This is a genomic window from Pedobacter sp. B4419 (assembly GCF_059693725.1).
On the sequence record NZ_JCASSL010000001.1, the window covers coordinates 1,226,817 to 1,250,505 of the forward strand.

The 23,689-nt window shown below is 42.0% G+C and carries 19 protein-coding genes; 15 read left to right on the forward strand and 4 right to left on the reverse strand.

The annotated features are described in order from the left end of the window. The first annotated feature begins 102 nt into the window (after positions 1-102). The 7 genes from AC570H_RS04985 to AC570H_RS05015 all read left to right on the forward strand — a co-directional run bounded on the left by AC570H_RS04985 (position 103) and on the right by AC570H_RS05015 (position 5,007). Positions 103-1,149: an alpha/beta fold hydrolase gene (locus AC570H_RS04985; protein ID WP_497352324.1), complete on the forward strand. Its 1,047-nt coding sequence runs from the start codon at positions 103-105 to the stop codon at positions 1,147-1,149. A 31-nt stretch (positions 1,150-1,180) separates the two neighbouring features. Beyond that, the gene (locus tag AC570H_RS04990) at positions 1,181-1,630 is read left to right on the forward strand and encodes an organic hydroperoxide resistance protein (RefSeq protein WP_497352326.1); all 450 of its coding nucleotides are present in this window, start codon (positions 1,181-1,183) and stop codon (positions 1,628-1,630) included. A 139-nt stretch (positions 1,631-1,769) separates the two neighbouring features. Continuing rightward, the gene (locus tag AC570H_RS04995) at positions 1,770-2,789 is read left to right on the forward strand and encodes a sensor histidine kinase (protein WP_497352328.1); all 1,020 of its coding nucleotides are present in this window, start codon (positions 1,770-1,772) and stop codon (positions 2,787-2,789) included. After that, a complete protein-coding gene (locus AC570H_RS05000; protein ID WP_497352330.1) occupies positions 2,770-3,531 on the forward strand; it encodes a LytR/AlgR family response regulator transcription factor in 762 nt (253 codons plus the stop codon). The genes AC570H_RS04995 and AC570H_RS05000 overlap by 20 nt, the downstream gene beginning before the upstream one ends. A gap of 136 nt (positions 3,532-3,667) precedes the next feature. Continuing rightward, positions 3,668-3,997, forward strand: a complete 330-nt coding sequence (locus tag AC570H_RS05005; protein WP_497352331.1) for an ArsR/SmtB family transcription factor — start codon at positions 3,668-3,670, stop codon at positions 3,995-3,997. A gap of 45 nt (positions 3,998-4,042) precedes the next feature. Continuing rightward, positions 4,043-4,510, forward strand: a complete 468-nt coding sequence (locus AC570H_RS05010; protein ID WP_497352333.1) for a DUF6428 family protein — start codon at positions 4,043-4,045, stop codon at positions 4,508-4,510. Between the two features lie 62 nt (positions 4,511-4,572). After that, on the forward strand, positions 4,573-5,007 hold the full coding sequence (locus AC570H_RS05015; RefSeq protein WP_497352334.1) for an arsenate reductase ArsC: 435 nt from the start codon (positions 4,573-4,575) through the stop codon (positions 5,005-5,007). Between the two features lie 131 nt (positions 5,008-5,138). Here the strand turns inward: AC570H_RS05015 and AC570H_RS05020 are convergent, their stop codons facing one another. From AC570H_RS05020 to AC570H_RS05030, 3 genes are all read right to left on the reverse strand, one after another. Then, a complete protein-coding gene (locus AC570H_RS05020; protein WP_497352336.1) occupies positions 5,139-6,449 on the reverse strand; it encodes a RagB/SusD family nutrient uptake outer membrane protein in 1,311 nt (436 codons plus the stop codon). 16 nt (positions 6,450-6,465) lie between these two features. Then, positions 6,466-9,465, reverse strand: a complete 3,000-nt coding sequence (locus tag AC570H_RS05025; protein ID WP_497352338.1) for a SusC/RagA family TonB-linked outer membrane protein — start codon at positions 9,463-9,465, stop codon at positions 6,466-6,468. A gap of 97 nt (positions 9,466-9,562) precedes the next feature. Continuing rightward, positions 9,563-9,730 carry a hypothetical protein gene (locus AC570H_RS05030; RefSeq protein ID WP_497352340.1) on the reverse strand — a complete coding sequence of 56 codons (168 nt, stop codon included), beginning with the start codon at positions 9,728-9,730 and terminating at the stop codon, positions 9,563-9,565. A gap of 306 nt (positions 9,731-10,036) precedes the next feature. On the opposite strand from AC570H_RS05030, the gene AC570H_RS05035 reads away from it, so the two are divergent. The 6 genes from AC570H_RS05035 (at position 10,037) to AC570H_RS05060 (ending at position 17,685) form a co-directional block, all read left to right on the forward strand. Further along, positions 10,037-10,834, forward strand: coding sequence for a DUF1223 domain-containing protein (locus AC570H_RS05035; protein WP_497352342.1), 798 nt, complete (start codon positions 10,037-10,039; stop codon positions 10,832-10,834). Between the two features lie 40 nt (positions 10,835-10,874). Then, the gene (locus tag AC570H_RS05040; protein WP_497352344.1) at positions 10,875-11,273 is read left to right on the forward strand and encodes a DoxX family protein; all 399 of its coding nucleotides are present in this window, start codon (positions 10,875-10,877) and stop codon (positions 11,271-11,273) included. Between the two features lie 152 nt (positions 11,274-11,425). After that, positions 11,426-12,595 (forward strand): hypothetical protein, encoded by a 1,170-nt coding sequence (locus AC570H_RS05045; protein WP_497352346.1) that lies wholly within the window; start codon positions 11,426-11,428, stop codon positions 12,593-12,595. Positions 12,596-12,918: 323 nt separating this feature from the next. Beyond that, positions 12,919-16,785: a TIM-barrel domain-containing protein gene (locus tag AC570H_RS05050; RefSeq protein ID WP_497352347.1), complete on the forward strand. Its 3,867-nt coding sequence runs from the start codon at positions 12,919-12,921 to the stop codon at positions 16,783-16,785. 120 nt (positions 16,786-16,905) lie between these two features. Further along, complete coding sequence (locus tag AC570H_RS05055) at positions 16,906-17,280, forward strand: ankyrin repeat domain-containing protein (protein ID WP_497352349.1); 375 nt, start codon at positions 16,906-16,908, stop codon at positions 17,278-17,280. 135 nt (positions 17,281-17,415) lie between these two features. Then, entirely contained in the window at positions 17,416-17,685 is a 270-nt protein-coding gene (locus AC570H_RS05060; RefSeq protein WP_497352351.1) for a CBU_0592 family membrane protein, read from the forward strand. On the opposite strand, the gene AC570H_RS05065 is transcribed toward AC570H_RS05060, so the two are convergent. Then, on the reverse strand, positions 17,675-18,271 hold the full coding sequence (locus tag AC570H_RS05065; RefSeq protein ID WP_497352353.1) for a TetR family transcriptional regulator: 597 nt from the start codon (positions 18,269-18,271) through the stop codon (positions 17,675-17,677). The two genes, AC570H_RS05060 and AC570H_RS05065, sit on opposite strands and share 11 nt — an antisense overlap. 369 nt (positions 18,272-18,640) lie before the next feature. On the opposite strand from AC570H_RS05065, the gene AC570H_RS05070 reads away from it, so the two are divergent. After that, complete coding sequence (locus AC570H_RS05070; RefSeq protein WP_497352355.1) at positions 18,641-21,844, forward strand: SusC/RagA family TonB-linked outer membrane protein; 3,204 nt, start codon at positions 18,641-18,643, stop codon at positions 21,842-21,844. Positions 21,845-21,871: 27 nt separating this feature from the next. After that, positions 21,872-23,665 (forward strand): RagB/SusD family nutrient uptake outer membrane protein, encoded by a 1,794-nt coding sequence (locus tag AC570H_RS05075; RefSeq protein WP_497352357.1) that lies wholly within the window; start codon positions 21,872-21,874, stop codon positions 23,663-23,665. Positions 23,666-23,689 lie beyond the last annotated feature (24 nt).

Here is a 23,689-nt window from a genome sequence, read left to right on the forward strand (position 1 = left end):
TCTGCTTGGGCCTTAAAATGGTTCGTAGGGTGCAATTGGAGCGGTAGTTTTGTGTTGTCAAATGATTATAAATCTGAAAAACAATACTAAATCCTAACCGCTATGAATACCAATTCAAACTTAAATCGACGCAGTTTTTTAGGCATGGCCACCATCGCATTAGCTGCCACTGGCCTTGGCAATATCGGTGCTGCAAAAGCAGATACATCATCATCAACAGGCATATCCAAAAAGTCGAACCCAATAGGCTTTAGCCAAATCAAACAGATCAAAGCTGGCGTATTAGATATTGGTTATGCCGAGGTGGGACCAGCAAATGGCCGCACGGTAATCCTCTTGCATGGCTGGCCATATGATATCCATAGCTTTGCCGAATCGGCTGCTATATTGGCTAAAAAAGGTTTTAGGGTAATCGTACCACATCTCCGTGGCCATGGAACTACCAGATTCCTTGCTTCCGAAATGCCACGTAACGGACAACAAGCCGCTTTAGCTACTGACGTGATTGCTTTAATGGATGCATTGCATATCAAAAAGGCCTTAATCGGTGGTTTTGATTGGGGAGCGCGTACGGCTGGCATCGTAGCGGCTTTATGGCCAGAAAGATGCGAAGCCTTGGTTTCGGTAAGTGGTTACCTGATCGGTAGCCAACAAGCCAATCAGGCACCATTGTCGCCCAAAGCAGAACTGTCATGGTGGTACCAGTTTTATTTCGCTACCGAACGTGGCCGAATGGGCTATGAGGCCAACCGACATGATTTTGCAAAGTTGATCTGGCAAACGGCTTCGCCACAATGGCAATTCGAAGATGCTGTATTTGAACAATCGGCCAGTTCATTAAATAATCCCGATCATGTGGCCATTGTGATCCACAATTACCGCTGGCGCTTGGGATTGGCCGAAGGTGAAGCAAAATACGATGCGTTAGAAAAACAGCTGGCTACTGCTCCAGCCATTACCGTGCCTACCATTACACTCGAAGGAGATGCCAATGGCGCCCCACATCCAGATCCGGCCAACTACGCATCTAAATTTAAAAGCAGCTATGTTCATCGTAATTTGAGCGGAGGTATCGGACATAACCTGCCACAAGAAGCACCACAGGCCTTTGCTGATGCCATCATCGATGTGGCCAAGTGGACAAAATAAACTCGTTTGTTAATCATTAATCTTATATAAAATGGAAAATTACACAGTTATCAATGCAGCAGGTGCTGCGGTCAGCAAAGTTTTATACACCGGAAAAGTAAACGTAACCGGAGGCAGGGAAGGAGCGGCAAAAAGTTCGGATGATCGTTTGGACATCAAGCTTTCTACTCCAGGAACTTCAGGTGGAGGCACAAATCCAGAGCAATTGTTTGCTGCTGGTTGGTCGGCCTGCTTTATTGGCGCCATGCAATTAAATGCGTCCAAGCAACAACAACCGCTTCCGGCCGAAACCTCGGTTAATGCCGAAGTAGATTTAGCCACTGGCGATGAAGGCTTTGCTTTACAGGCCAGGCTACAGGTAAATTTACCGGGCTTAACGATGGAACAGGCAAAAGCAGTGGTAGAAGCGGCTCATCAAATCTGTCCCTATTCAAAAGCTACCAAGGGCAATATCAATGTAGAAATTAGCATTACGGTTTAATCACCATCATGACCAATAGGTGATGATTGCTAAAGGCGCAAAGCTCGTAAGCAGCTTATGCGCCTTTCTGTTTTGCCTTATTTTATCAATACATTTGCGAACATCGTTTTTAATAAGCACTGAAAGAATATCCTTATTGATGAAGAAAACAGGTTTTAAGATTTCCCATGCCGTTATCTGGACCAGCTCGATTGTGCTGGGCCTGCTGTCGTCGGTACCGCAATTGGCTTCGCATCAGTTTAATGTGCTGGAGGCAGTGGTAAATGCCGGCATTACGGCAGCCTTTGCAGTAATGATGTGGTACTTCAATATCTACATGTTATCGCGCCCCGGCAACAAAAGCCGTAAGCAAAGTATTTCTTATGCCAAACTCTTGAGTTCGCTGTTGTTTGGCTTGGTCATTATGCTGGGCTTGGCTTATATCCAGCAGCTTATTCTGTCGCAAATTGATTTTGGTCCGGTCATGCTGATGGTAGAGGTGCGAGGCATACTCATCAACCTCGTGTTTTACATGTTCTTGAATTTGCTGCAGCAAAATTATGAGAACCAACATGTAAACATGGAATTAGAGCGTATCAAGAACGATAACCTGGGGGCACAATACGAATTGCTCAAGCAGCAGGTCAATCCGCATTTCCTGTTCAACAGCCTCAATACCTTAAAAGCAATGGTAGAAGACAAAGATGAAGAGTCGGTGGCTTTTATCCTCAAACTCTCCAATTTCTATCGTTTTACGCTCGAAAGCCGTAAGCTCGATCTCATTCAGGTAAAAGAGGAGATGGAAATCTTGAATGCCTATCTGTTTTTGCAGAAAGCAAGATTCGATGGGGGCTTTACCTTTGAAAGTTCGCTTGACGATGAAGTTCTAGGCACGCTAATTCCACCATTTACGCTCCAGTTGCTGGTGGAGAATTGCCTTAAACATAACATCGTTTCATTGCAAAGGCCCTTACACATCAGGATTTATCAAGAAGACGATAATATAGTGGTAGAAAATCAGATTCAGCCAAAAAGTGGCGAAGAAGGTTCGCTTGGCGTTGGCCTAAAAAATATCGAGTTGAGGTATAGCCATTTTGTAGACCAACAGGTAGAAACCATCAACGATCAACAAACATTTCAAATCAAACTCCCTTTAATTTATGAATATCGTCATCATTGAAGATGAGCTTAGAACAGCAAAATCACTTGAAAATATCATTCTCGAAATCAGGCCTGGTGCCAAAATCATCGGGCAATACCAAAGCATAGAAAGTACTGTAGAAGCACTTTCAGGTTCCCTGCAACCCGACCTGATTTTTATGGATATCCAGCTTGCCGATGGCCTGAGCTTTGAAATCTTCAAATCGGTAAATATTACCTGTCCGGTGGTTTTTTGTACCGCTTTCGACGAGTATTCGCTCGAAGCCTTTAAAAGCAACGGCGTTGATTATGTACTCAAGCCATTTTCTAAGGAAGACATTGCCGGCTCTTTTAAAAAAGTAGATGAACTGAAAAATTTCTTTCAGCAAAAAGCCGTTCCCGATTTGGGCGAGCTCTTGCTCAAAATGGTGCAACCAGCAGAAAAGACGAGCTTTCTGGTATTTAAACATCAAAAATACACCACTGTACAAACTGAACAGATCGCCTTCTTTTATATCCGCAACGATTCTACTTCCATTATGGGTTTCGATGGACAGGAGTTTGCGCTCAGTCAATCGCTAGAGCAGGTAGCCAGTGTCGTTTCGGCTAAACAGTTCTTTAGGGTAAATCGGCAGTACCTGGTCAATTTTAAAGCGATTAAAGAGGTGGAACATTATTTTCTGCGCAAACTCTATGTGAAGCTGGTGGTTGAAACTCCAGAAAAACTATTGATCAACAAGGAGAAATCAGCTGCTTTTTTAGCTTGGATGGAAAACCGTTAATGGTTTGGCTTGTATTTTAAGAAGTAGAATATAATATTTATGTACTGAATATCAGTTGTTTAAGTAGTTGTATCGTAATTTTACGATGGATTGTTTTGATCGACTTGTTTAATATCGTAATATTGCGATATATATTATGGGACTTACAAAGACAGAGATATTTACAAAAGAGCAAAATCAACTTTCAACACTTTTGAAAGCCATTGCCCATCCTGCAAGGATTGCAATTTTACAGCAAATCATAGCTGCCAATTCTTGTATCTGTGGTGAACTTGTAGAAGAACTTGGATTGGCGCAAGCTACCATTTCACAGCACTTGAAAGAACTAAAGAATGCAGGTATTATTCAGGGAACTATAGATGGCGTAAAAGTCTGCTATTGTATTGAACCTAAAGCCTGGGCACTTCTCGAATCGTTGCTTGGTGATTTTCTTAGTTCTTATAAGAATCCAGAAAGCTGTTGCTAGCTTTTTTAGGCAAATCAATCGTTAAATTGCAATATTATAATTATTATGAAATTATCAGAGATCAAAACAATTTTGGCCACAGCAGAGGCGGTTAATTTTCAAGTTGAAAATGGGGAAACAGTGCCTGAACACTTCCATGTTACCGAAGTAGGAATCATAACCAAGAATTTTATCGACTGTGGAGGTAAGGTACGTCATGAAAAAGTGGCCAACTTTCAACTATGGGATGCTGATGATTATGAACATCGTTTAAAGGCAGCAAAGCTATTGAGTATCATTTCTTTATCGGAAAAAGTATTAGGCATGGAAGATTTAGAAATAGAGGTAGAATATCAATCTGAAACCATTGGTAAATATGACCTTGGTTTTGATGGAACGAATTTCTTATTGCTTGCCAAACAAACCACCTGTCTTGCAAAAGAAGCTTGTGGAATTGAAGATGATCCGAAAAAAGGGATGGTTAATCTGGCAACTGCTGCAAATAGTTGTACGCCTGGTGGCGGTTGTTGCTAATTGGCAATCCAAAGGATAGGGAAAAGAAAATGGATTTTAGGGCTGAACGACAAATAGTATAGATGAAAAAAATACTGGTACTCTGTACAGGTAATAGTTGCAGGAGTCAGATTGCAGCAGGCTACCTAAACTATTTCGCAAGAGATATGGCACAAATCTATAGTGCTGGGATTGAAACGCATGGAGTGAATCCAAAGGCCATCGAAATCATGAAAAAAGATGGCATAGACATTTCTAGAAACACTTCAAATTCTATCAATGAATATATGCACATTGATTTCGATTATCTGATTACAGTTTGTGATCATGCAAAAGAAAGCTGTCCATATTTTCCCAGTGATGCGGTTAAATTTCATTATAATTTTCCCGATCCTGCAAAAGCAGTTGGTACCGAAGAGGAAGTTATGGAACAGTTTAGGGAGGTAAGGGAAATGATTAAAAAGTATATCCAAAACTTTGTGAACGAGAATCTAAATCACGAAGATATAGGGAAATAATTGTTCAAAAGGTTAGGCAGAAGAATGAACTGTCATTAAAATCTATTTGATAACATAACAGCCTCAAGAATTTGCTCTTGAGGCTGTTAAAATGCTAACCAGAAGTGATTAGCTAAATCGCAGATTTGCTTTTAGATGGCCGGATCGCTTGGCGTGTTGGCATTGTTAATTCGTTCCTGATCTGGATAAGGATAGAAAATGCGGTTGCGCTCCGTATTGTTGCTGGGAGGAGTAGGGCGATTGAATCGACGGGTGTCTTCCCATTTCAATCCGCTCAGGTAAAGCTCCGCGCATCTTTGCTTATAAACCTCTAACAGTAAAGCATCGGGCGTTGTAGCTCCCGAATACGCCGGTAGTCCGGCGTTTACACCAAATAAATCGCCAGCTGCCTGTGTCCTAACCGCGTTGATTTGGGTGAGGGCATCATCGGTAGAGCCATTTAACCTTAAAATGGCCTCTGCTTTAATTAGCTTGATCTCATCTGTGAGGTATACCGGAATGGCGGTAGTCTGTGCAGCTGCAAAGCCTGCCATGCTCACTACAACATCACCATTTATGGTAGCTTTTGGCTCCCTAAAGTAAAAGTTGTAGCGTTTATCATTGGCCTCGAATAATCCAGTCGGTAAGCCAAAGTTTTCCCTTGGACGATAAGAAATGGTTACGTTGTACAACTGATACAATGGATTGGGACTGAGCGTAGTATAGGTAAATTTTGAAGTTTTGGACAAATCTACCAGATTAGCATTGTCGAGCGCTTTTTGGTAACTGCCTGCCATGAGGCAAATCCTGGCCTGATAGGCTAATATGGTGTTTTTTAAATCGAAATCAGGACCTGCAACCGCTACATTGAAAGCTGAAGAAGGCGGGGTAGTGTTTACGGCAGTTATTGCCAAATCCAATAGACGGATGGCTTCTGCAAATACCTGTGCGCGGCTTACAAATTGTACCGGCGTACTGGTGCTGGTTGCAATATTGGCTTGTTCAAATGCCATTGCCAATTCACTGAGTGCCATAGCCTTAAATAAATAGGCATGAGCCATAACGCCACTTAGCATTTCTGGTTCCACACCCCCAACTTTGGGCGCGCTTTCGATGATGCTTTCGCACATGGCCATTTCGCGTTGCATGGTAGACCATAAGGATAAAATGTTGCCGTTTGCCGTTGGCAAGGTAGTTCCGCCGGCTTCCAATTCGAGCGTATTGGTAAAAGTAGCCACGCCTTTTACTTCCCTGGCAGTTACGCAGGGTGTTAGCATCGTGGTACTTAAGCCCGATGTAGAATAATATTGTCGCAAACCTACGCTCAAGGCAATTATTCCTTCTCTGGTGGTCAGTACCTGCTGATCTGTTGCATTGTTTGGATTAATTACATCGAGCTTGCACGACGAAATGGAAGCTAGAAGTACACAAACGATAGTTGCTATATTAAATTTATGTTTCATGATCATCTGTTTTGAATTAAAAGGTATAGTTTAGGCTAAGTGCAATGGTTCTTGGAATGGGAACTTCGGTGAAGTCGAAACCACGCACAGCAGTACTCTGACCGGCAGAGTTTGTTTCCGGATCCCAGCCACTGTAATTGTCAATTGATAGCAAGTTACGCCCTGAGACAGTAATGCGAAGCGGGTTATTGTTCAGCATTTTTAGGCGCAAGTTATAGCTTGCCGAAACTTCGCGCAGTTTTGCATACGATCCATTCTCAATAAAATTTTCGAAGATGGCATAGGTCGCTGCAGAATATCCTTTCGCAACTTCTCCTTTTAATTCGGCTTCATAACCGGCCAATCCGCCATAAATGTCGCGTTCGCCCACACGACGAGTGAAGTTGAAAACTTTGTTGCCATAAGAAACATCCCATTGCATGCGCAGAGTTAGGTTTTGCCCAAAAGTAAATTCATTGGTAAATGAACCGGTCCATTTTGGATTAGGATCTCCTATTACCTTTAACAGGTTCGAGCCTACAGGTTGTCCGTTGACATCGCGGCCTGCTTTTTCTGTTTGTGGAAACCCGGCTGCATTGAGCAACAACGAACCATCGGGTTTGCGTGCAAAATAGGTAGAGTAGAAGGCACCCAATGCATAGCCGTTCACTGCTGCAACTTGGCCAAAACCTCCAGGGAAAGTCACAAAACCACCTGGTACATCTGATACCTTATTTTTATTCGCAGAAAAAATGAGAATGGAGCTCCATTTGAAGTTTTTATGCTCAACAGGATTTCCTCTCAGTAAAATCTCAATCCCTTTATTGGTCATGTTTCCAATATTTTGATACTGGGTGAGGTATCCGGTAGATGGACGAAGTGTAACGGGCAATAACAGGTCTTTCACGCTTTTGTTGTAATAAGAAACTTCAAGCCCTATGCGGTCATTGAGAAAACCCATGTCTAAACCAATTTCCTTTTCGGTTTGGCGCTCTGGTTTCACATCGGCATTGCCCAATAATGAAGGTCCTGTAACACCAGGCAGACCCGGTAGTGAAACTGGTGTGTAATTACTGAAACGATCATAGGCGCCAATGGCAGTTAAATTGCCCGATTGCCCGTAAGAACCACGCAGTTTGAAGGTGCTTACCCAAGTGGCGAGTTTAGAATTTTTCCAGAAACTTTCTTCCGATAAAATATAGGTTCCACTGAATTTCGGATAATACTGCCATCTATTGGCTTCGCCAAAAGAAGAAGATACATCGTTTCTGATGGCCCCCGTTACATAAAGTTTATTGTCGTAGCCAAAGGTTTGTTGTACGTAGAAACCGAAAATGTTCAGCTCAGACCTATTTTCTAAAGCGGTAATGGCCGATGCGCCTGATGAAACTTGGCTCACGGGGCTCAATTGGGTTCCTGTTACCGAATTACTGTTGATGACCTCGGTTTGCGCGGTAGCACCTGCAGCGGTAGTGCCTTCTATTTTTTGGCCAAGCTTAAACTTATAGGAAATGTTCAAATCATTATTCAGCATCAAAGAAAGCTGATCGGCTCTTCTGGCAAATCCGGTATTGTAACTGGGTGAGGTATTGCCTACCGGAATAAATCCTGTTGCCAGTTGCGAAGTATTGTCATAGCCCAGGATATAGCTGATAGAGAGATCTTTTGCCGGGGTTGCCGTTAATTTTAGATCGCCGATAAAACGACTGGTCTTTTGATTGAAATCGAATCTGTTTACGGCTTCCAAAGGATTGGTTCTTAGCAGTCCTGTTGGAGCCAGTGATGGATAAATTCCCGAGCTAGGGTTTGGATAAGGATTGATAAAGTTATTGGCAAAAATAAAACCTGTTAAGGCGCCATAGGCTTCGTTGATACCTCCATTGGGTACCTCATGACTTCTGCTTAAACTATAGCTTATCCCTGTACTTAATTTTAACCAGCTAGCCAAGCGTTGATCTAACCTAAAACGGCTTGAATAGCGTTGGAAGTTGGAACTCTCGATGATCCCCTGATTGCCTAGATAACCGGCACTTACATAATATTGGGTGTTTTCGCTTCCGCCAGAAACAGAGGCATTGTTTTCAGTACCATACCCATTTTGAAAAATTAAGTCCTGAAGGTCGTATCGTTCTACCGGAACTTGGGTCAAGTCGCTTGGGGTGGTATTGGCAAAGCGGAAGGGATATTGGTTATAGGCCAGTTTTTTTCTTAACGAGTTTTGACGGAATTGGGTCGAAAGTGTAATTACGGGTTTACCTGATTTGCCTTTTTTGGTAAAGATCTGGACAACCCCGTTGCTTGCCCTAGAACCATAGATGGCGGCACCCGCTGCGCCTTTGATAATCTCTATGCGTTCAATATCTGCAGGATTGATGTCTACCAAACGATTTTGGGTATAGCCACCCAAGTCGATTAATTGACTGGAATTATTGTTGATGATTACGCCGTCAACGATATACAGCGGATCGCTCGAACCCGATATGGTGGAATTTCCCCTGAGCCTTACACTGATACCTCCTGCCGGATTTCCAGAGTTTTGGGAGATTTGGGCACCGGAGATCTTGCCAGCCATTGCTTGGTCAATAGAAGTAGCCGTGCTATTCTGGAGATCTTTTGAGGAAAGCGTGGATATTGCATTTCCCAATTGCCTTTTATTGGTTTCTACACCTGCTCCAGTAACTACCACCTCGTTCAAATTCATGGCATCTTCAACGAGCTCTACATTCACCACAATATTAGACCGGATGTCTGTTATCGTTTTAATGTAGGGTTTATAGCCTGTGTAACTGATTTTTAAGGTAAATTCGCTATTAACAGTTGCGGTAAAACTGTAATTGCCTTCTGCATCTGTAGCAACCGTGGTAGTAGTGCCCACTAGGTTTACAGCTGCCCCTGGTATGGTTATTTTATCTCTAGCATCTTTAACGTTGCCTTTGATGGTAACTTTGGTGCCTTGTGCCCTAGCTAGCTGTGCGCTTAGAATGAGGACAAATAAGATAAGCACACCATTTCTGGATCTTTGTAAGATTTTTTTCATTGATAAGGTTGGTTATGTTGTTAGGTTATTGTTTCTGTATTAAAGTTGTTCCTTTCACGAAGAGGAGTAGACAGACCTTTTCCGTTGAGCCTTATTGCTAAGGATCTCTGTTATTGAGCAAAGCATTTTTCAACTGGATTTTAAAGCAATCCTTATAGGTGTTGACCGTGAAATATGTAGCCTCGATGCATATAGCCAATAGCCCTATAATCGCTTGTGAAAGTTTGAAGGCAACCTGATGTACTTTTTTGATGTGCTCGTTCATGTTGCGTTAAAAGGGCTTGAATTTGGTTTTACTTTTACATTTTCGGTGATGAGGTTAATAGGAGGGGACTACTAAAAGTAATTTTACCAAATATGTTTTTTGCAGTCAAGTTTTTGGGCAGTTTTATTTTGAATAAACAAGCTCATCAACAAATCGATTCAATTGTTTTCTTTTTGGACAGAAAGCCGCTTAAGGTTCGGCTGTTGTTCTGTCCGTTTCGCGGTGCTAAAGGTCCATTTGGGCCTTTTTTCATTTAGCTTAGGGTGTTTTCGGAGATAGTTTTGGATCAAATTAAATATTCAAATTATGAAACCGATCCACATTTCAATCTTAAGCGTACTTGTTGTACTCATGTTATTCAGTGTTGTGTTAGCTGGCAGCAGTGCAGCTTCCAAATCATCAACAGACAGAACCATTAAAGGAGATGGCTTCGCCGTACTCGAACTGTTTACCTCCGAAGGTTGCTCAAGCTGTCCGCCAGCTGATGAACTCTTGGCGAAAGTGCAAAAGCAAATTGGCAATAAGCCCGTGTATATTTTGGCTTATCACGTCGATTATTGGGACCGTTTGGGCTGGAAAGATGTTTTTAGCAATGCAGACTATACCCAACGCCAATACGCTTATGCAAACCAATTAAAGGCACAGGTTTATACGCCTCAGCTGATCATCAACGGCAAAACAGAATTCGTAGGTTCTAATGAAGCCGCAACAAACTATGCCCTTAAAAGTGCTTTAGATGGTGTTGCAACAAGCACCTTATCACTCCAAGGTAATGTACAAGCCGGTAAAATGGTTATTGCTTATCAGGTAGCCGGAAATAGCGAGGGTAATGAACTGGTGATTGCAGTAGTACAGAAAAAAGGTGTTAACCACATCAAAAATGGCGAAAATGCAGGGCTTACCTTAGCTCATATCCAAATTGTACAGCAACTGAACTCTTTCAGTCTCGAAAAAGGCAAAAAAGGCGAAGTAACGCTTATGCTTCCCAAATCATTTAAGGCCCAAGGCTGGGAAGTAATCGGCCTATTGCAACACAAGCAAACAAAGGCCATCAGTGCTGCAACAAAAGCCGTGCTTACCGAAGCCACTAATAATAATTTATAAGCTAATCAATCCTTTTATTCATCATTCAAACAAACAGATCATGAACACAAAAACAGTAAAAGCAATTTATTGGACAGGTACACTATTAACTTGTTTATGGTTCGGAGCAAGCAGCTTCTTAGAATTGACTACCAACCCTATAGTATGGGATATTACCTTGCAACTCGGCTATCCAGCTTACTTTATCTACGTACTTGGCGTGGCCAAGGCGCTGGGAGTAGCTGTATTGCTTACGCCCAATAAATTCCTCAGGTTAAAAGAATGGGTTTTTGCAGGCGTATTTTTCGATATCATCTTTGCATTCGCTTCTAAAGTAAGTGTAATTGGGCTTTCAGCAGCTACTGATGCTGTAGTGGCCTTTGTAATGGTAAGCATAACCTATTTGATGTTCAGAAATCTTTATCCCGTAACTTATCAGCCTGCGGCAGCTGTTAATTAACCTCAACACAAATAACAAAACCTCTTTTGTTTGGCAAGAGAGGTTTTGTCACGCTCATCGGAGCTCAACTTATTTTCAACCGTTATCCTTTTTTTAATTTGTATTGAATAACTTCATGTCCGCTCAAGAAGCAGCTTAAAAGTATATTGAATATGTCGCCCAATCAAACAGTAGCAGCAAAATACCCTGGTTTTTATTTTTTTGATCTTGAACATTTAGGATTGTATTATGCATTTCAAGGCAGGGAAAAAGAATATGTGATCGATAAAAATGGAACTGTTGTTTATGAATTGCCTCAAAGCAATGACAGAGAAGCTTGGTGGACCAATTTTTACTCGAGCAACAATAGCAAACAAGATTTAGAGTTTTATCGTAAACTAAATTACTGGATAACAATTAAACATTCGGGTGGGGCAGCTATTTGTAAGATCTGCAGCTACAAAAATGAGCAGTTGTTTCATTTGTTAGACCACGAATTGATACTCAACGCCATTCCATTAAGTCCTGTAAAGCTGTTGCTCCAGGTGGCTATTGATAAAAACGTTCCCTTTTCCTCAGTTAAAATATGCATTTATGATACAGAAAGCAACGAATGTAAAGAAGTGTTGCGGGTAAAGTATAAAGAAGAACCCTTCATGGTTCATAAAATTTATGGAATGGAATATTTGTTTTCCGTATTTACAGCAGAAGTAAAAGATGAAATAGAAGACCATCCGCATAAGCTATTCCAGCTGTTTAATCACAATGGAGAACGCTTGGTCGATTTTGAAACTACAATTGGGCCACACGGAGAAAATACCTGGTTTGAACCTGAAAGAAGGGGCTTAGGCATTACCTATAAAATATTGGATAAAGTTTTTAGTCCATTATCCAGCTTCTATACCAGTGATTACAAGGTGGGCAATGTACTCATTGACACCAAGGGCAATTGTTATGGGGATTTCTTTCATATCGCAGGGCAATCGCCCGCTACAATTGGTAAATCTTCGACAAGATATCCCAAATATCTAGACAAGAAGCTCTTATGCCTTGCCTTGCCAGCGAGCGAAACTGCCGCGCCTTATTTGGTTATTATAGATGAAAATAACAATCAGGTATTTACCCAATACGAATACCCATGGATATTTGCCTATGCTTCGAATTCCATAATTAAGGATAAAAAGGTATTTGGCAAAACCTGCATTACTGTAATAAGCCCTGATGATTACGTGCGACTTATAGATTTAAATGGAACTGAAATTGAAGGCACCACACCAATAAAATTTAGTTCCTTGACCGTTAACTATGCTAAATTGTTTGCGCTTCAGGCAGCTGGACAATAACATCAAGACAAAAGATTTGGGTTTATTGCTTATGTTTTTGGTTTGAAATCGCGAGCAAACGTTTGTGTGTCGATTTATATGCTTGGATTGACTGTTTTTTGACTTTAATCCAATGGTTTTTGCCAACGTATAAAAACCTGTATCCAAAGCCTGTGATAGAGCAATGTAGGACAAGTTTTTTAAACAAACGTTTGCGTTTTGCTTTCCATGATTCTTCAGTCCTAATATCACGTTCTTTACAAAGTAGGAGCTAAATTTCTTGCTTTATTGGCTAGATTAGCCAGTTCAACATTGAAACCTATCTACGATAAATTGTATTGACCATGAAGAAAATCTTTGGGCTAAACCTATCCCAAAATGCAGCTATGCTTGCATTTGTGTTTCCCCTATTAATTACTGCTTCGCCCAATCAGGCCAAGGCCCAGCAAGCTGCTGCAGCTAAAGCCAGCGCTCCAACCGAGAAAATTGTAAGCGCAAAGCAGATCAACCCTACCACTGTAGAACTTTTGCTCACCAGCAATCAACGTCTCACCTTCGATTTTTACGGAGAACACATTTTTAGGCTTTTTCAGGATAATGCCGGTGGGTTTATCAGAGATCCAGAGGCCAAGCCCGAAGCCAAGATTTTGGTCGACAATCCGAGAAGGCCAGTCGCCCAGCTTACGGTTAAAGACGAAAACAATCAAATTACCATCGCCACGGCCCAAATTACAGTAATCATTGATAAAAATACGACCTTGTTTAAGGTAATTAATCAAGCCAGCAAAGCAGTGGTGTTAGAAGAAACGGCACCCATCCAATTTAACAAGAACGAAGTTGCCATCAGCCTAAAAGAAAATCCGCAAGAATATTTTTATGGTGGCGGCGTGCAGAATGGCCGTTTTTCACATAAAGGAAAATCAATTGCCATAGAAAACCAAAACAGCTGGACCGATGGTGGCGTGGCATCGCCAACTCCCTATTACTGGTCTACCAATGGTTATGCTGTAATGTGGCATACTTTTGCCAAAGGGCGATATAATTTCGGTGCCAAGGAAAAAGGATTGGTTAAATTAATGCATGAAACCGATTACTTGGATGCTTTTTTTATGGTAAGCGATGGTGCAGTAGCTTTGCTGAACGATTTTTATCAGTTAACTGGAAATCCGGTGCTTTTGCCAAAGTTCGGTTTTTATCAGGGACATTTAAATGCCTACAACCGCGATTTTTGGAAAGAAGATGAAAAAGGGATTTTATTCGAAGACGGCAAACGCTACAAAGAGAGCCAAAAAGACAATGGAGGCATCAAAGAATCGCTGAATGGCGAAAAAAACAACTACCAGTTTTCTGCTCGCGCGGTAATAGACCGTTATAAAAAGAACGATATGCCTTTTGGCTGGATTTTGCCTAACGATGGTTATGGTGCAGGTTATGGACAAACCGAAACTTTGGATGGCAATATCCAAAACCTGAAAAGCCTAGGCGATTACGCGCGTAAAAACGGAGTAGAAATCGGTTTGTGGACGCAATCTGATCTCCATCCTAAAGCATCGGTAAGTGCCTTGTTGCAACGTGATATCATTAAAGAAGTAAGAGATGCAGGTGTGCGTGTACTCAAAACCGATGTGGCTTGGGTAGGGGCCGGTTACTCTTTCGGTTTAAATGGTGTAGCCGATGTAGGCCAGATTATGCCTTATTATGGCCATAACGACCGACCTTTTATCATTTCATTGGATGGTTGGGCCGGTACGCAACGTTATGCAGGCATTTGGTCAGGCGACCAGACCGGTGGCGTTTGGGAGTACATCCGATTCCATATTCCTACTTATTTAGGTTCGGGCTTATCTGGCCAGCCGAATATCACTTCGGATATGGACGGCATTTTTGGTGGCAAAAATACCACCATCAATACCAGGGATTTCCAATGGAAAACCTTTACCCCAATGCAATTGAATATGGACGGCTGGGGCGCAAATGAGAAATATCCGCATGCCTTGGGCGAACCGGTTGCTTCTATCAATCGTACTTATTTAAAACTCAAATCAGAGCTGATTCCTTACACTTACAGCATTGCAAAAGAGGCGCTAACTGGTTTGCCTATCATGAGGGCCATGTTTTTGAGCTATCCAAATGCCTATACCCAAGGCATAGCTACCCAATATCAGTACATGTATGGACCAAGTTTCTTGGTAGCACCAGTTTATCAGGCAACCCAATCTGATGACAAGGGCAACGATGTACGCAACGGAATTTACCTGCCGGAAGGAATTTGGTTCGATTACTTTACCGGAGAAAAATATACTGGTAACAGCATTTTAAACAGTTTCGCGTCTCCATTGTGGAAGCTCCCGGTTTTTGTAAAGAATGGCGCGATCATTCCAATGACCAATCCAAATAACAATGTAACGGAAATTAATAAAGCCAGCCGCAGTTATGAGCTTTATCCTTTTGGCAAAACTTCGTTTACCGAATATGACGATGATGGCAAAACAGAAGCCTACAAGCTAAACCAAGGTGCATCTACCTTAATCGAAAGCGAATCGGATCAGAATGGCAAGGTAACCGTTGTAGTTAATCCAGCAAAAGGAGATTTTGAGGGTTTTGTAAAGCAGAAAACCACTGCTTTTACCATCAACGTCAGCCAGAAGCCAAAAAGACTGAACGCAAAAATCGGCAATTCTAAAGTTAAATTAACCGAAGCTGGCTCGATGGAAGACTTCTTGAAACAAGAGAATGTGTATTTCTACGATGCAACTCCAAATTTGAATAAATTTGCCACCAAAGGCAGCGATTTTGAAAAGGTAGCCATCATCAAAAATCCGCAGGTATTGGTAAAATTGGCGAGTACCGACGTAAGCCTGAATGCGGTTGCGTTAACGATAGAAGGATTTAAATTTGAACCGGCAGATAAGCAACGCATATCGGTAGGAAAGTTGGCAGCCCCAACTAATGCCCGCATTACCGATAAAAATACAGAAGCCTATAGCCTTAAACCAACATGGAACAAGGTCAGCAACGCTGATTTTTATGAAATCGACTTTAATGACATGCACTATACCACCATTAGGGATACTGCCTTGGTATTTGATGGTTTATTGGCAGAAACGCCTTATTCGTTTAAGTTGCGTGCAGTAAACAAAGACGGTTACTCTGATTGGACGGAAATTAAGGCAAAAACCAAAACTAATCCACTCGAATTTGCCATTCAAGGTATCGTAGCCGAAACAACAGCCGAAAATCAAGGTGGCGAAAACGTGGGAAATCTTTTTGACTTTGACGAAGGCAACATGTGGCACACCAAGTGGAGCACAAAAGCTGTTCCTTTTGACATGATCATCGACTTGAAATCGATTAATCAGCTTGATAAGTTCCATTATTTGCCACGTACAGGAAGAGGTAACGGGATCTTGCTCAAAGGAAAAGTGTATTACAGTAATAACAAAGAAAACTGGACAGAAGCAGGGGCTTTCGAATGGACGAATACCGGTGATGTGAAGATTTTCAGCTTTGGCAATCACCCAACGGCGCGCTACATTAAAATTGCAGTTGCCGATGCGGTGGGTGGCTTTGGTTCTGGTCGCGAATTGTACGTGTTCAAGGTTCCTGGTACTGAAAGTTACCTCCCGGGAGATATCAACAACGACCATTTGATAGACAAGAATGATTTGACTTCTTACATCAACTACACGGGTTTGAAAAAGGGAGATGCCGATTTTGAAGGTTACATCAGCAATGGCGATATCAATAAAAACAACCTGATTGATGCCTATGACATTGCCGTAGTAGCTACGCAACTGGAAGGTGGCGTAACCGACAGCAAACAAGAGAAAGTAGCTGGAAAACTCAGCATTAGCACCGCTAAACCAAGCTATAACAAAGACGAAATTGTTGAAGTTAAGGTAAAAGGGGAAGATCTTAAATCGGTTAATGCCTTGAGCTTTGCCTTGCCGTACAATTCGCAAGATTACGAATTTGTGGGCGTACAAGCATTAAACGTGAAGCAAATGGATAACCTAACCAACGATCGCTTGCACACCAATGGCGAAAAGGTTCTGTATCCAACTTTTGTAAACATAGGCAATAAAGAAAGCTTAGATGGAAGCGCAGATTTGTTTGTGCTGAAGCTCAAAGCCAAGCGAAAAGTGAAATTTGAACTGAAAGCGACAGAAGGAATCCTAGTAGACAAGAAGCTGAATACAATCAAGTTTTAGCTTTTATAAATAACGTGCAAAGCCTCCAATATTTTGGAGGCTTTGTTTGTTTTTGGACAATTTTTCTAAATATGAAACTCTTGTCTGCCTTTCTTGTTATTTATTCACTATCATGGAGTTATGGAATTAGAAAGAGAACTACTTTTGCATGCCGCCAGCGTGGGCAACCTACAGCTGTTAGATGAGTTGACGAAAGGCAATGCGAACCTAGACGTTAAAAATGAAAAGGGCAATACAGCATTGATGCTGGCAACGGCTAAAGGGCATTTGGCTTTTGTAGAATGGCTGATAGAACAGGGAGCGACACTTGATTTACAGAATGAGGCCGGAGAAACCGCCTTAGTTTTGGCCGTTAAGGCAGAACATGTAGAGTTGGTTAAATTGCTTTTGCTCCAGGGCGCAAGTGTAGAACCCTGCAACAATAGTGGCTTAAGAGCTATAGATCTCGCCCTTGAGATGGGCAATGAAACACTTGTACAATTACTGGAATCGTAGCAGCTTTTTGATGTTTTTGATAGCTTTCGATGTTTGGCTGAGCAGAAAGCATCGTTAATTATTTTCCCATTGTGGCCAATTGTTGAGGCCTATTTCCAGATTTATCTTATTTTTGGCCAAACAGGTTTGTTGCATATGCACGAAATTTTATTCACAAGTATTGGCTGGCTAGGAGTGGTGCTGTGCACTACAGGCTATCTGCTATTAACCTTAGGGAAAATAAAGGCAGAATCGGTTACTTTTCAGTTATTCAACGTAGTAGGATCTTTGTGTTTGGTAGCTACTGCTTTAGATACCAGCGACTTGCCCAATGCAGTGGCCAATCTGTTATGGATGTTTATTGGTTTGTATGCCTTGAGGCGTTGGATCAAAAACCAGCATGCCGAAAAAAAAGCTAAGCTGTAATTCCCAAAATGGCCAAAGCCTGGTCTTTATAAGCATTCAGCCGTGCAGTATAGGCATTTTTGTCCTGTTCCATCGAAAGGTAAAAATAGGCGCCGTCTACCAATACAAAAATATAATCAGCCACACTTTTTGGATCTGCTACCTGCGTTTCTTGTTGTGCATTGCATTGCTCTATCATATTGGCCAAAGCTTGGCGAAGCGAATCCAAAATGGTTTTGTATTTGGCTTTGATCTTCTTTTCCCTAAATGCCAAGGCATAAAACGTATAAAACAAGCCATCATCGAATAGTAGGTTCCATTTCTTGGAGAAAAGCGATTCAACGGTTTGCTGCAAATCTGTTTTAGTGATACTGCCCTTGCTTTTAATAGGGTAGATTAAGAGGTAACGGTCTAAAATGTAATCAATAAGTGCATAAGTAAGGTCTTCCTTGGTTTCGAAATAATGGATGATCAAGCTTGGATTGATGTCCATTACCTTTGCTATTTTGGCAATCGATGTATTTTCATAGCCTTCCTTTTTGGCAACCTTATAAAACATTTTTATAATTTCTAGCTGCCTGGTTTCCTTTAGGCTTTTTCTTCCCATGTTGTTTTAGTTGTTAGCGCAATTTAGTTTAAAATCTGGTGTTGCGAATTTCACATTTGTTAAATGTATCAATTTTTTTGCAGGCCAAAAGCATCATTTTTTTGACAATTTTTTGGTCAGAAATTCCTTCTGAAATCCCGATTAAAAAGGCTAAATCTTGATTTTTAAACAATTTTTTCTGGTTATTTATCTGGGGTAAAGATATGAAAACCTGTGTGTTGAATGTTAATATTTAATTAAATATAAATTGAATGAATGTTCAATTTATTTATTTAGATTTAACTTCAAAGTAACATCCGGAAGAGAAATTTGCCCCGTCTTAATTCGCCTTAGCTAAGAGATCTTAAAAACTTAACAAACTAAATAACCATGAAGAACAAATTACTTTTGATTTGCCTAATGCTCTTTGCATTAAATGGCTTCGCACAGCGTATCGTCTTGAAGGGACGAGTGCTCGACGCTGAAGAAAAGGGGCCCATCCCGACGGCCAACATCAGCGTAAAGGGCAGCAACCAGCGCACAGCTACCGATGGAGATGGCAGGTACCAGCTCAATGATGTGCCAGCCAATGCCACGCTGATTTTTTCGTATGTAGGCTACAAACAGCTCGAAATCAGTTTAAATGGAAAAACGCAGCTTGATGTAAGCCTAGAACCCGATCACGGCAAGCTTGATGAAGTGGTGGTGGTTGGTTTTGGTACCAAGAAAAAAATCAACATTGCTGGCGCCATTGATCAGATTTCGGGCAAAGACCTCGAATCAAGACCGGCAGTAAACGTGTTGCAAGGTTTGCAGGGCCTAAGTCCGGGCCTTAACATCCAGTACGGTGGCGGTTCGCCAGGTGCTGTTCCAAACATCAACATTAGGGGTTATACTTCGATTAACGGAGGCTCGCCCTTGGTGGTTATCGATGGTATTCCAGCTACAAGCTATGATGACCTGTTGCGCTTAAATCCATCAGACATTTCGTCGTTTACCGTACTTCGTGATGCGGCTTCTGCGGCAATTTATGGTGCCAGAGCAGCGTTTGGAGTAATCCTCGTTACCACCAAGCAGGGCGCTACGGGCAAACAGAGCATCAGCTATAACGCTTTTGTCTCCTGGGGAAAGCCTACGGTATTGCCAAAGCCGGTAACCGATCCTTATATCTTTTCGAGGGTATTGGAAACCTCAACAGACAATACACCTTGGGATTATGTAAACTATTCTGACGAATACTATAAATGGGCAAGGGAACGCTCTGATAATCCTTCATTGCCTGATACCAGACTCGATCCGGCCGATCCAACCAAGTGGGCCTATATGGGCAGCAATGATTGGTACGGCTATTTCTTTAACAATTCGAGCATCTCCCAAAACCATACCTTGTCTTTTTCGGGCGGTGCAAACCTGAACGACAAGCCATTAACCTATTACCTGTCGGCAGATTATGGAAGAGACAACGGCTTGAACAAATTGGCTCCAGATTTCTGGGACCGTTATACCATGAGAGCCAGGTTAGGCTTTACGCCTTTGAGTTGGCTGAAGCTAGATAATAACTTGAGCATTTACGAAACCAAACGTGCCTTGCCCAATACCAATATTACCGATTTGTATTACCTGAGGCCTACCGATGTGGCTGTAAATCCCGATGGAACTTGGGCCAATACAGATGCAGGCAGACTAGCGGCCAGATTGGTAGATGGTGGAAACAACCTCCAGAACATGTTTGGCTTTCAGAATATTACCAGTGCCGTTGGTACTTTCCTTAAAGGCGATTTAGTTGTAAATGGCGATGCTTCCTTTAAAAGGGAATTGTGGAAATACCATAACGATTCAAAAAAATACAAAATAGGCTTTGGTCCAAACGATATCAGGGAAGAAGGCGGAACTGGTTATGTAAGTGAGAGCAACGGCTATTTGTATAACAATGCCTACAACTTATATGCAACCTATAGAAAAACCCTGGGAATACATTCATTTAGTGCCATGATAGGTTATAACAGCGAAAATTATAACTATTCTACCGTAAGTGCACAGCGAGATCTTTTGCTTTCTTCTTCTTTGCCTTATTTGGGCTTAACTTCTGGCGAGGCAAAGATAGGTGCAGCTTATAGCGCCTATGCTACCCAAAGTGTGTTCAGCAGGATCAATTACACCCTAATGGACAGGTATATTATTGAAGGAACCGGGCGTTATGATGGTTCTTCGCGCTTTCCTACCCAAAGTCGTTGGGGCTTTTTCCCTTCAGGATCTTTTGCCTGGATAGCTAGTAACGAAGATTTTTTCAAGCCATTGGAACCCGTACTTTCTACTTTTAAGTTGCGTACGTCTTATGGCGATTTGGGTAATCAAAACGTAGGTAATTTTTCTTATATCCAAACTTTGCCAACGGGTAGCTCTTCTTATCTCATAGACGGAACCCAGCGCCAGGTCATTACAGGTTCTCCTAATTTGAGCATCGATCCAAATAGCTACACTTGGGAGCGTGTTTCTACCTTAAACATGGGTACAGACATCGGTTTGTTCAATAACAAGTTCTTGCTCACTTTTGATTATTATATCCGAGATACCAAAGGGATGCTTACCAACGGACAAGAACTGCCCGCGGTACTGGGAACTACTGTTCCTAGGCAAAATGCAGCAGATTTGAGGACAAAAGGCTGGGAGCTTTCGGTTACCTATAGAGACAAGTTTGATTTGGCCAGTAAGCCTTTCAATTTCTCTGCAAAGGTATTTGTAGCTGATTCGCGTTCTAAGATCACCAAATTTAAAAATGACCAAGGACTGTTCTCTTCTTATCGCATAGGCCAAGACATTGGCGAAATATGGGGATTGGAAAACGATGGCCTTTTTCAGAATGAAGCCGAAATCAAAGCCCTTGATCAAAGTGCCATTGTGCCATGGGGAGCTTTATCTGTAGTACCAGGCTGGCCAAAATATAAAGATTTAGACGGCAATGGCAAGATAGAACGTGGCTTAAGCGAAAAAGATTCGAAAGACCTTAAAATTATCGGCAACAGTTCCGATCGTTACAGTGTAGGCGCCAACTTGAACATGGATTGGAACGGCTTTGACTTGTCGGTGTTTTTGCAAGGCGTATTGAAAAGAGATTTTTATCCGCACCACTATTTATTCTGGGGTCCTTATCAGCAGCCTTATGCCAACGTATATCCATGGAATCTCGATTTTTATAGACCAACAGCCGATTCTCCTGAGCAAAGAGGCAAACATTCAGCCGCCTACCTTGCAGCTGGTCTGGCCGATGCCAATCCGAATTCTTATTACCCAGTATTGCAATCGTGGATGGCCGATGCCAATTATGGAGCTGGATTGGATATCCCACAGACCAAATATTTGTTAAATGGGGCCTATTTACGCATCAAGAACATTACCCTGGGTTATACCTTGCCTGTTAAGTTAAGTACGCGTTTAAGGGCAAGCCGTTTAAGGGTTTTTGCTTCGATGGACAATGTTTACGAGTTCTCGTCTATCAAAAAATACGTTGATCCAGAGTCGATTAACCAAAGCACCAGCGCTTGGGCCTATCCGTACCAAAGAAAATATGCTTTTGGCTTAAACTTAGATTTCTAATCACCTGATCATTTTAAAAATTTAGTCATGAAAAAAAATACGATATACATCCTTTTCGCAGCATTTGCCATTTTTATGGCTGCTTGTAAAAAGGGCGATTTAGACAGGTTTCCGCAAGATGCGATCTCGCCAAACCTTTTCTTTAATACTGAAGAAGATTTGTCTCTTTATGTGAATGGCCTTTTGTCGATGCCAGATAGAAATAGCTATTTGAATGACCAAAGCAGTGATAACGTAGCTACAACAGCTTCGGTAGAAGTGAAAAACGTAATGTTGGGCAATGCCAATTCGCAAAATATAACCGGTGGCTGGAGCTGGACAAGGCTTCGTAACATCAATTACTTTCTAGAGAACTATAACAAGGCAGGAGTGTCTGCAGAAATCAAAAGACATTATGTAGGCTTGGCCCGCTATTACCGTGCAGAGTTTTATCTAGCCAAGGTGAAGCGCTTTTCTGATGTGCCTTGGTATTCGAAAACGCTAAATCCAGATGATAAAGACCTGTACAAGGCCCGTGATCCCAGAGCGTTGGTAATGGACAGCGTAATGGCCGATTTAGACTATGCCTATAAAAACGTAAGGGAAAAAGTTCCCGTGGGCACACCAGGAAAATGGGCCGTAGCAACCTTGTATGTGCGTACGGCATTGTATGAAGGCACTTATCGCAAATACCATGACGAGCTTAACCTACAAGCAACGGCGGGCACATTTTTGCAAACAGCGGCTAAAATTGCCGATGAGGTAATTGCTTCAGGCAAGTTTTCTATCTATAATACTGGAAAACCAACATCGGATTATGATGCGCTTTTCTCCAGCCAAGATTTAACCACCAATCCAGAAGTGATATTGACGAATGTGTTCGATTTGAGCAAAAACAAAGGTCAGAACGTAAACAGCACGGTTTTTGGCGATTATGAACAGGCTGCCGCAAGAGATTTGGTACAAAGCTATTTAATGAAAGACGGCAGCAGGTTTACCGATGTGCCCAATTACGATAAATTTGGTTTTGTAAAGGAGTTTGAAAACAGGGATCCGCGCTTGGCGCAAACTTTGGCTTATCCAGGCTGGATCAATGCTGGCAACCCATTGCCTTATATCCAACGTTTAAACAAGAACTTTACCGGCTATCACCAATTAAAAGGCTACGTCAACAGCACCGATAATACCACCCTAAACAGTGTCGATTTTCCGGTATACCGTTATGCCGAAATTTTGCTAAGCTATGCAGAGGCACTGGCCGAATTGGGAACCTTGACCCAGGCCCAATTAGATAAATCGCTTAACCTGCTGAGAAAAAGGGCCGGATTGCCCAATTTGAACCTGGCGCAAGCGAATGCTTCGCCAGATCCTGTGATGAGTCCGCAATACCCTAACATTACGGCAAACAAAGGCGTTATTTTAGAAATCAGGCGCGAGCGCAGGGTAGAATTTGCCTTCGAAAACACGCGTTTTGATGATTTGATGAGGTGGAAATCAGGTCAGTTGCTAACCAAGAGCCCTGAGGGGATGTATTTTCCGGGATTGGGCAAATATGACTTAACGGGAGATGGGGTGGAAGATATTATCCTGATCGACAGGTCGCTTACCATTCCGGGAGAAGCCCAAAAGGAAGTTAACTCTTTAGGCGTGAAATTAATTTATTACCGCACGGGAGCCATTGGTACAGATGCAACCGTGTTCCTTAAAAATGGAGTTAACGGCGGTGCCATTGTTACCGAATCGACCACGCGTAATTTCGTAGAGCCCAAATACTATTACCGCCCGATTCCTAACCAAGACGTAGTGCTTAATCCAAGTCTTAAACAAATTTTCGGTTGGTAAAAAACGAAATCCCTAAATAAAAAA

Bases quoted from the DNA above. Each gene is read 5' to 3' on its own strand.
- AC570H_RS04985 (WP_497352324.1), top strand. From the start codon at position 103: ATGAATACCAATTCAAACTTAAATCGACGCAGTTTTTTAGGCATGGCC.
- AC570H_RS04990 (WP_497352326.1), top strand. From the start codon at position 1,181: ATGGAAAATTACACAGTTATCAATGCAGCAGGTGCTGCGGTCAGCAAA.
- AC570H_RS04995 (WP_497352328.1), top strand. From the start codon at position 1,770: ATGAAGAAAACAGGTTTTAAGATTTCCCATGCCGTTATCTGGACCAGC.
- AC570H_RS05000 (WP_497352330.1), top strand. From the start codon at position 2,770: ATGAATATCGTCATCATTGAAGATGAGCTTAGAACAGCAAAATCACTT.
- AC570H_RS05005 (WP_497352331.1), top strand. From the start codon at position 3,668: ATGGGACTTACAAAGACAGAGATATTTACAAAAGAGCAAAATCAACTT.
- AC570H_RS05010 (WP_497352333.1), top strand. From the start codon at position 4,043: ATGAAATTATCAGAGATCAAAACAATTTTGGCCACAGCAGAGGCGGTT.
- AC570H_RS05015 (WP_497352334.1), top strand. From the start codon at position 4,573: ATGAAAAAAATACTGGTACTCTGTACAGGTAATAGTTGCAGGAGTCAG.
- AC570H_RS05020 (WP_497352336.1), bottom strand. From the start codon at position 6,449: ATGAAACATAAATTTAATATAGCAACTATCGTTTGTGTACTTCTAGCT.
- AC570H_RS05025 (WP_497352338.1), bottom strand. From the start codon at position 9,465: ATGAAAAAAATCTTACAAAGATCCAGAAATGGTGTGCTTATCTTATTT.
- AC570H_RS05030 (WP_497352340.1), bottom strand. From the start codon at position 9,730: ATGAACGAGCACATCAAAAAAGTACATCAGGTTGCCTTCAAACTTTCA.
- AC570H_RS05035 (WP_497352342.1), top strand. From the start codon at position 10,037: ATGAAACCGATCCACATTTCAATCTTAAGCGTACTTGTTGTACTCATG.
- AC570H_RS05040 (WP_497352344.1), top strand. From the start codon at position 10,875: ATGAACACAAAAACAGTAAAAGCAATTTATTGGACAGGTACACTATTA.
- AC570H_RS05045 (WP_497352346.1), top strand. From the start codon at position 11,426: ATGTCGCCCAATCAAACAGTAGCAGCAAAATACCCTGGTTTTTATTTT.
- AC570H_RS05050 (WP_497352347.1), top strand. From the start codon at position 12,919: ATGAAGAAAATCTTTGGGCTAAACCTATCCCAAAATGCAGCTATGCTT.
- AC570H_RS05055 (WP_497352349.1), top strand. From the start codon at position 16,906: ATGGAATTAGAAAGAGAACTACTTTTGCATGCCGCCAGCGTGGGCAAC.
- AC570H_RS05060 (WP_497352351.1), top strand. From the start codon at position 17,416: ATGCACGAAATTTTATTCACAAGTATTGGCTGGCTAGGAGTGGTGCTG.
- AC570H_RS05065 (WP_497352353.1), bottom strand. From the start codon at position 18,271: ATGGGAAGAAAAAGCCTAAAGGAAACCAGGCAGCTAGAAATTATAAAA.
- AC570H_RS05070 (WP_497352355.1), top strand. From the start codon at position 18,641: ATGAAGAACAAATTACTTTTGATTTGCCTAATGCTCTTTGCATTAAAT.
- AC570H_RS05075 (WP_497352357.1), top strand. From the start codon at position 21,872: ATGAAAAAAAATACGATATACATCCTTTTCGCAGCATTTGCCATTTTT.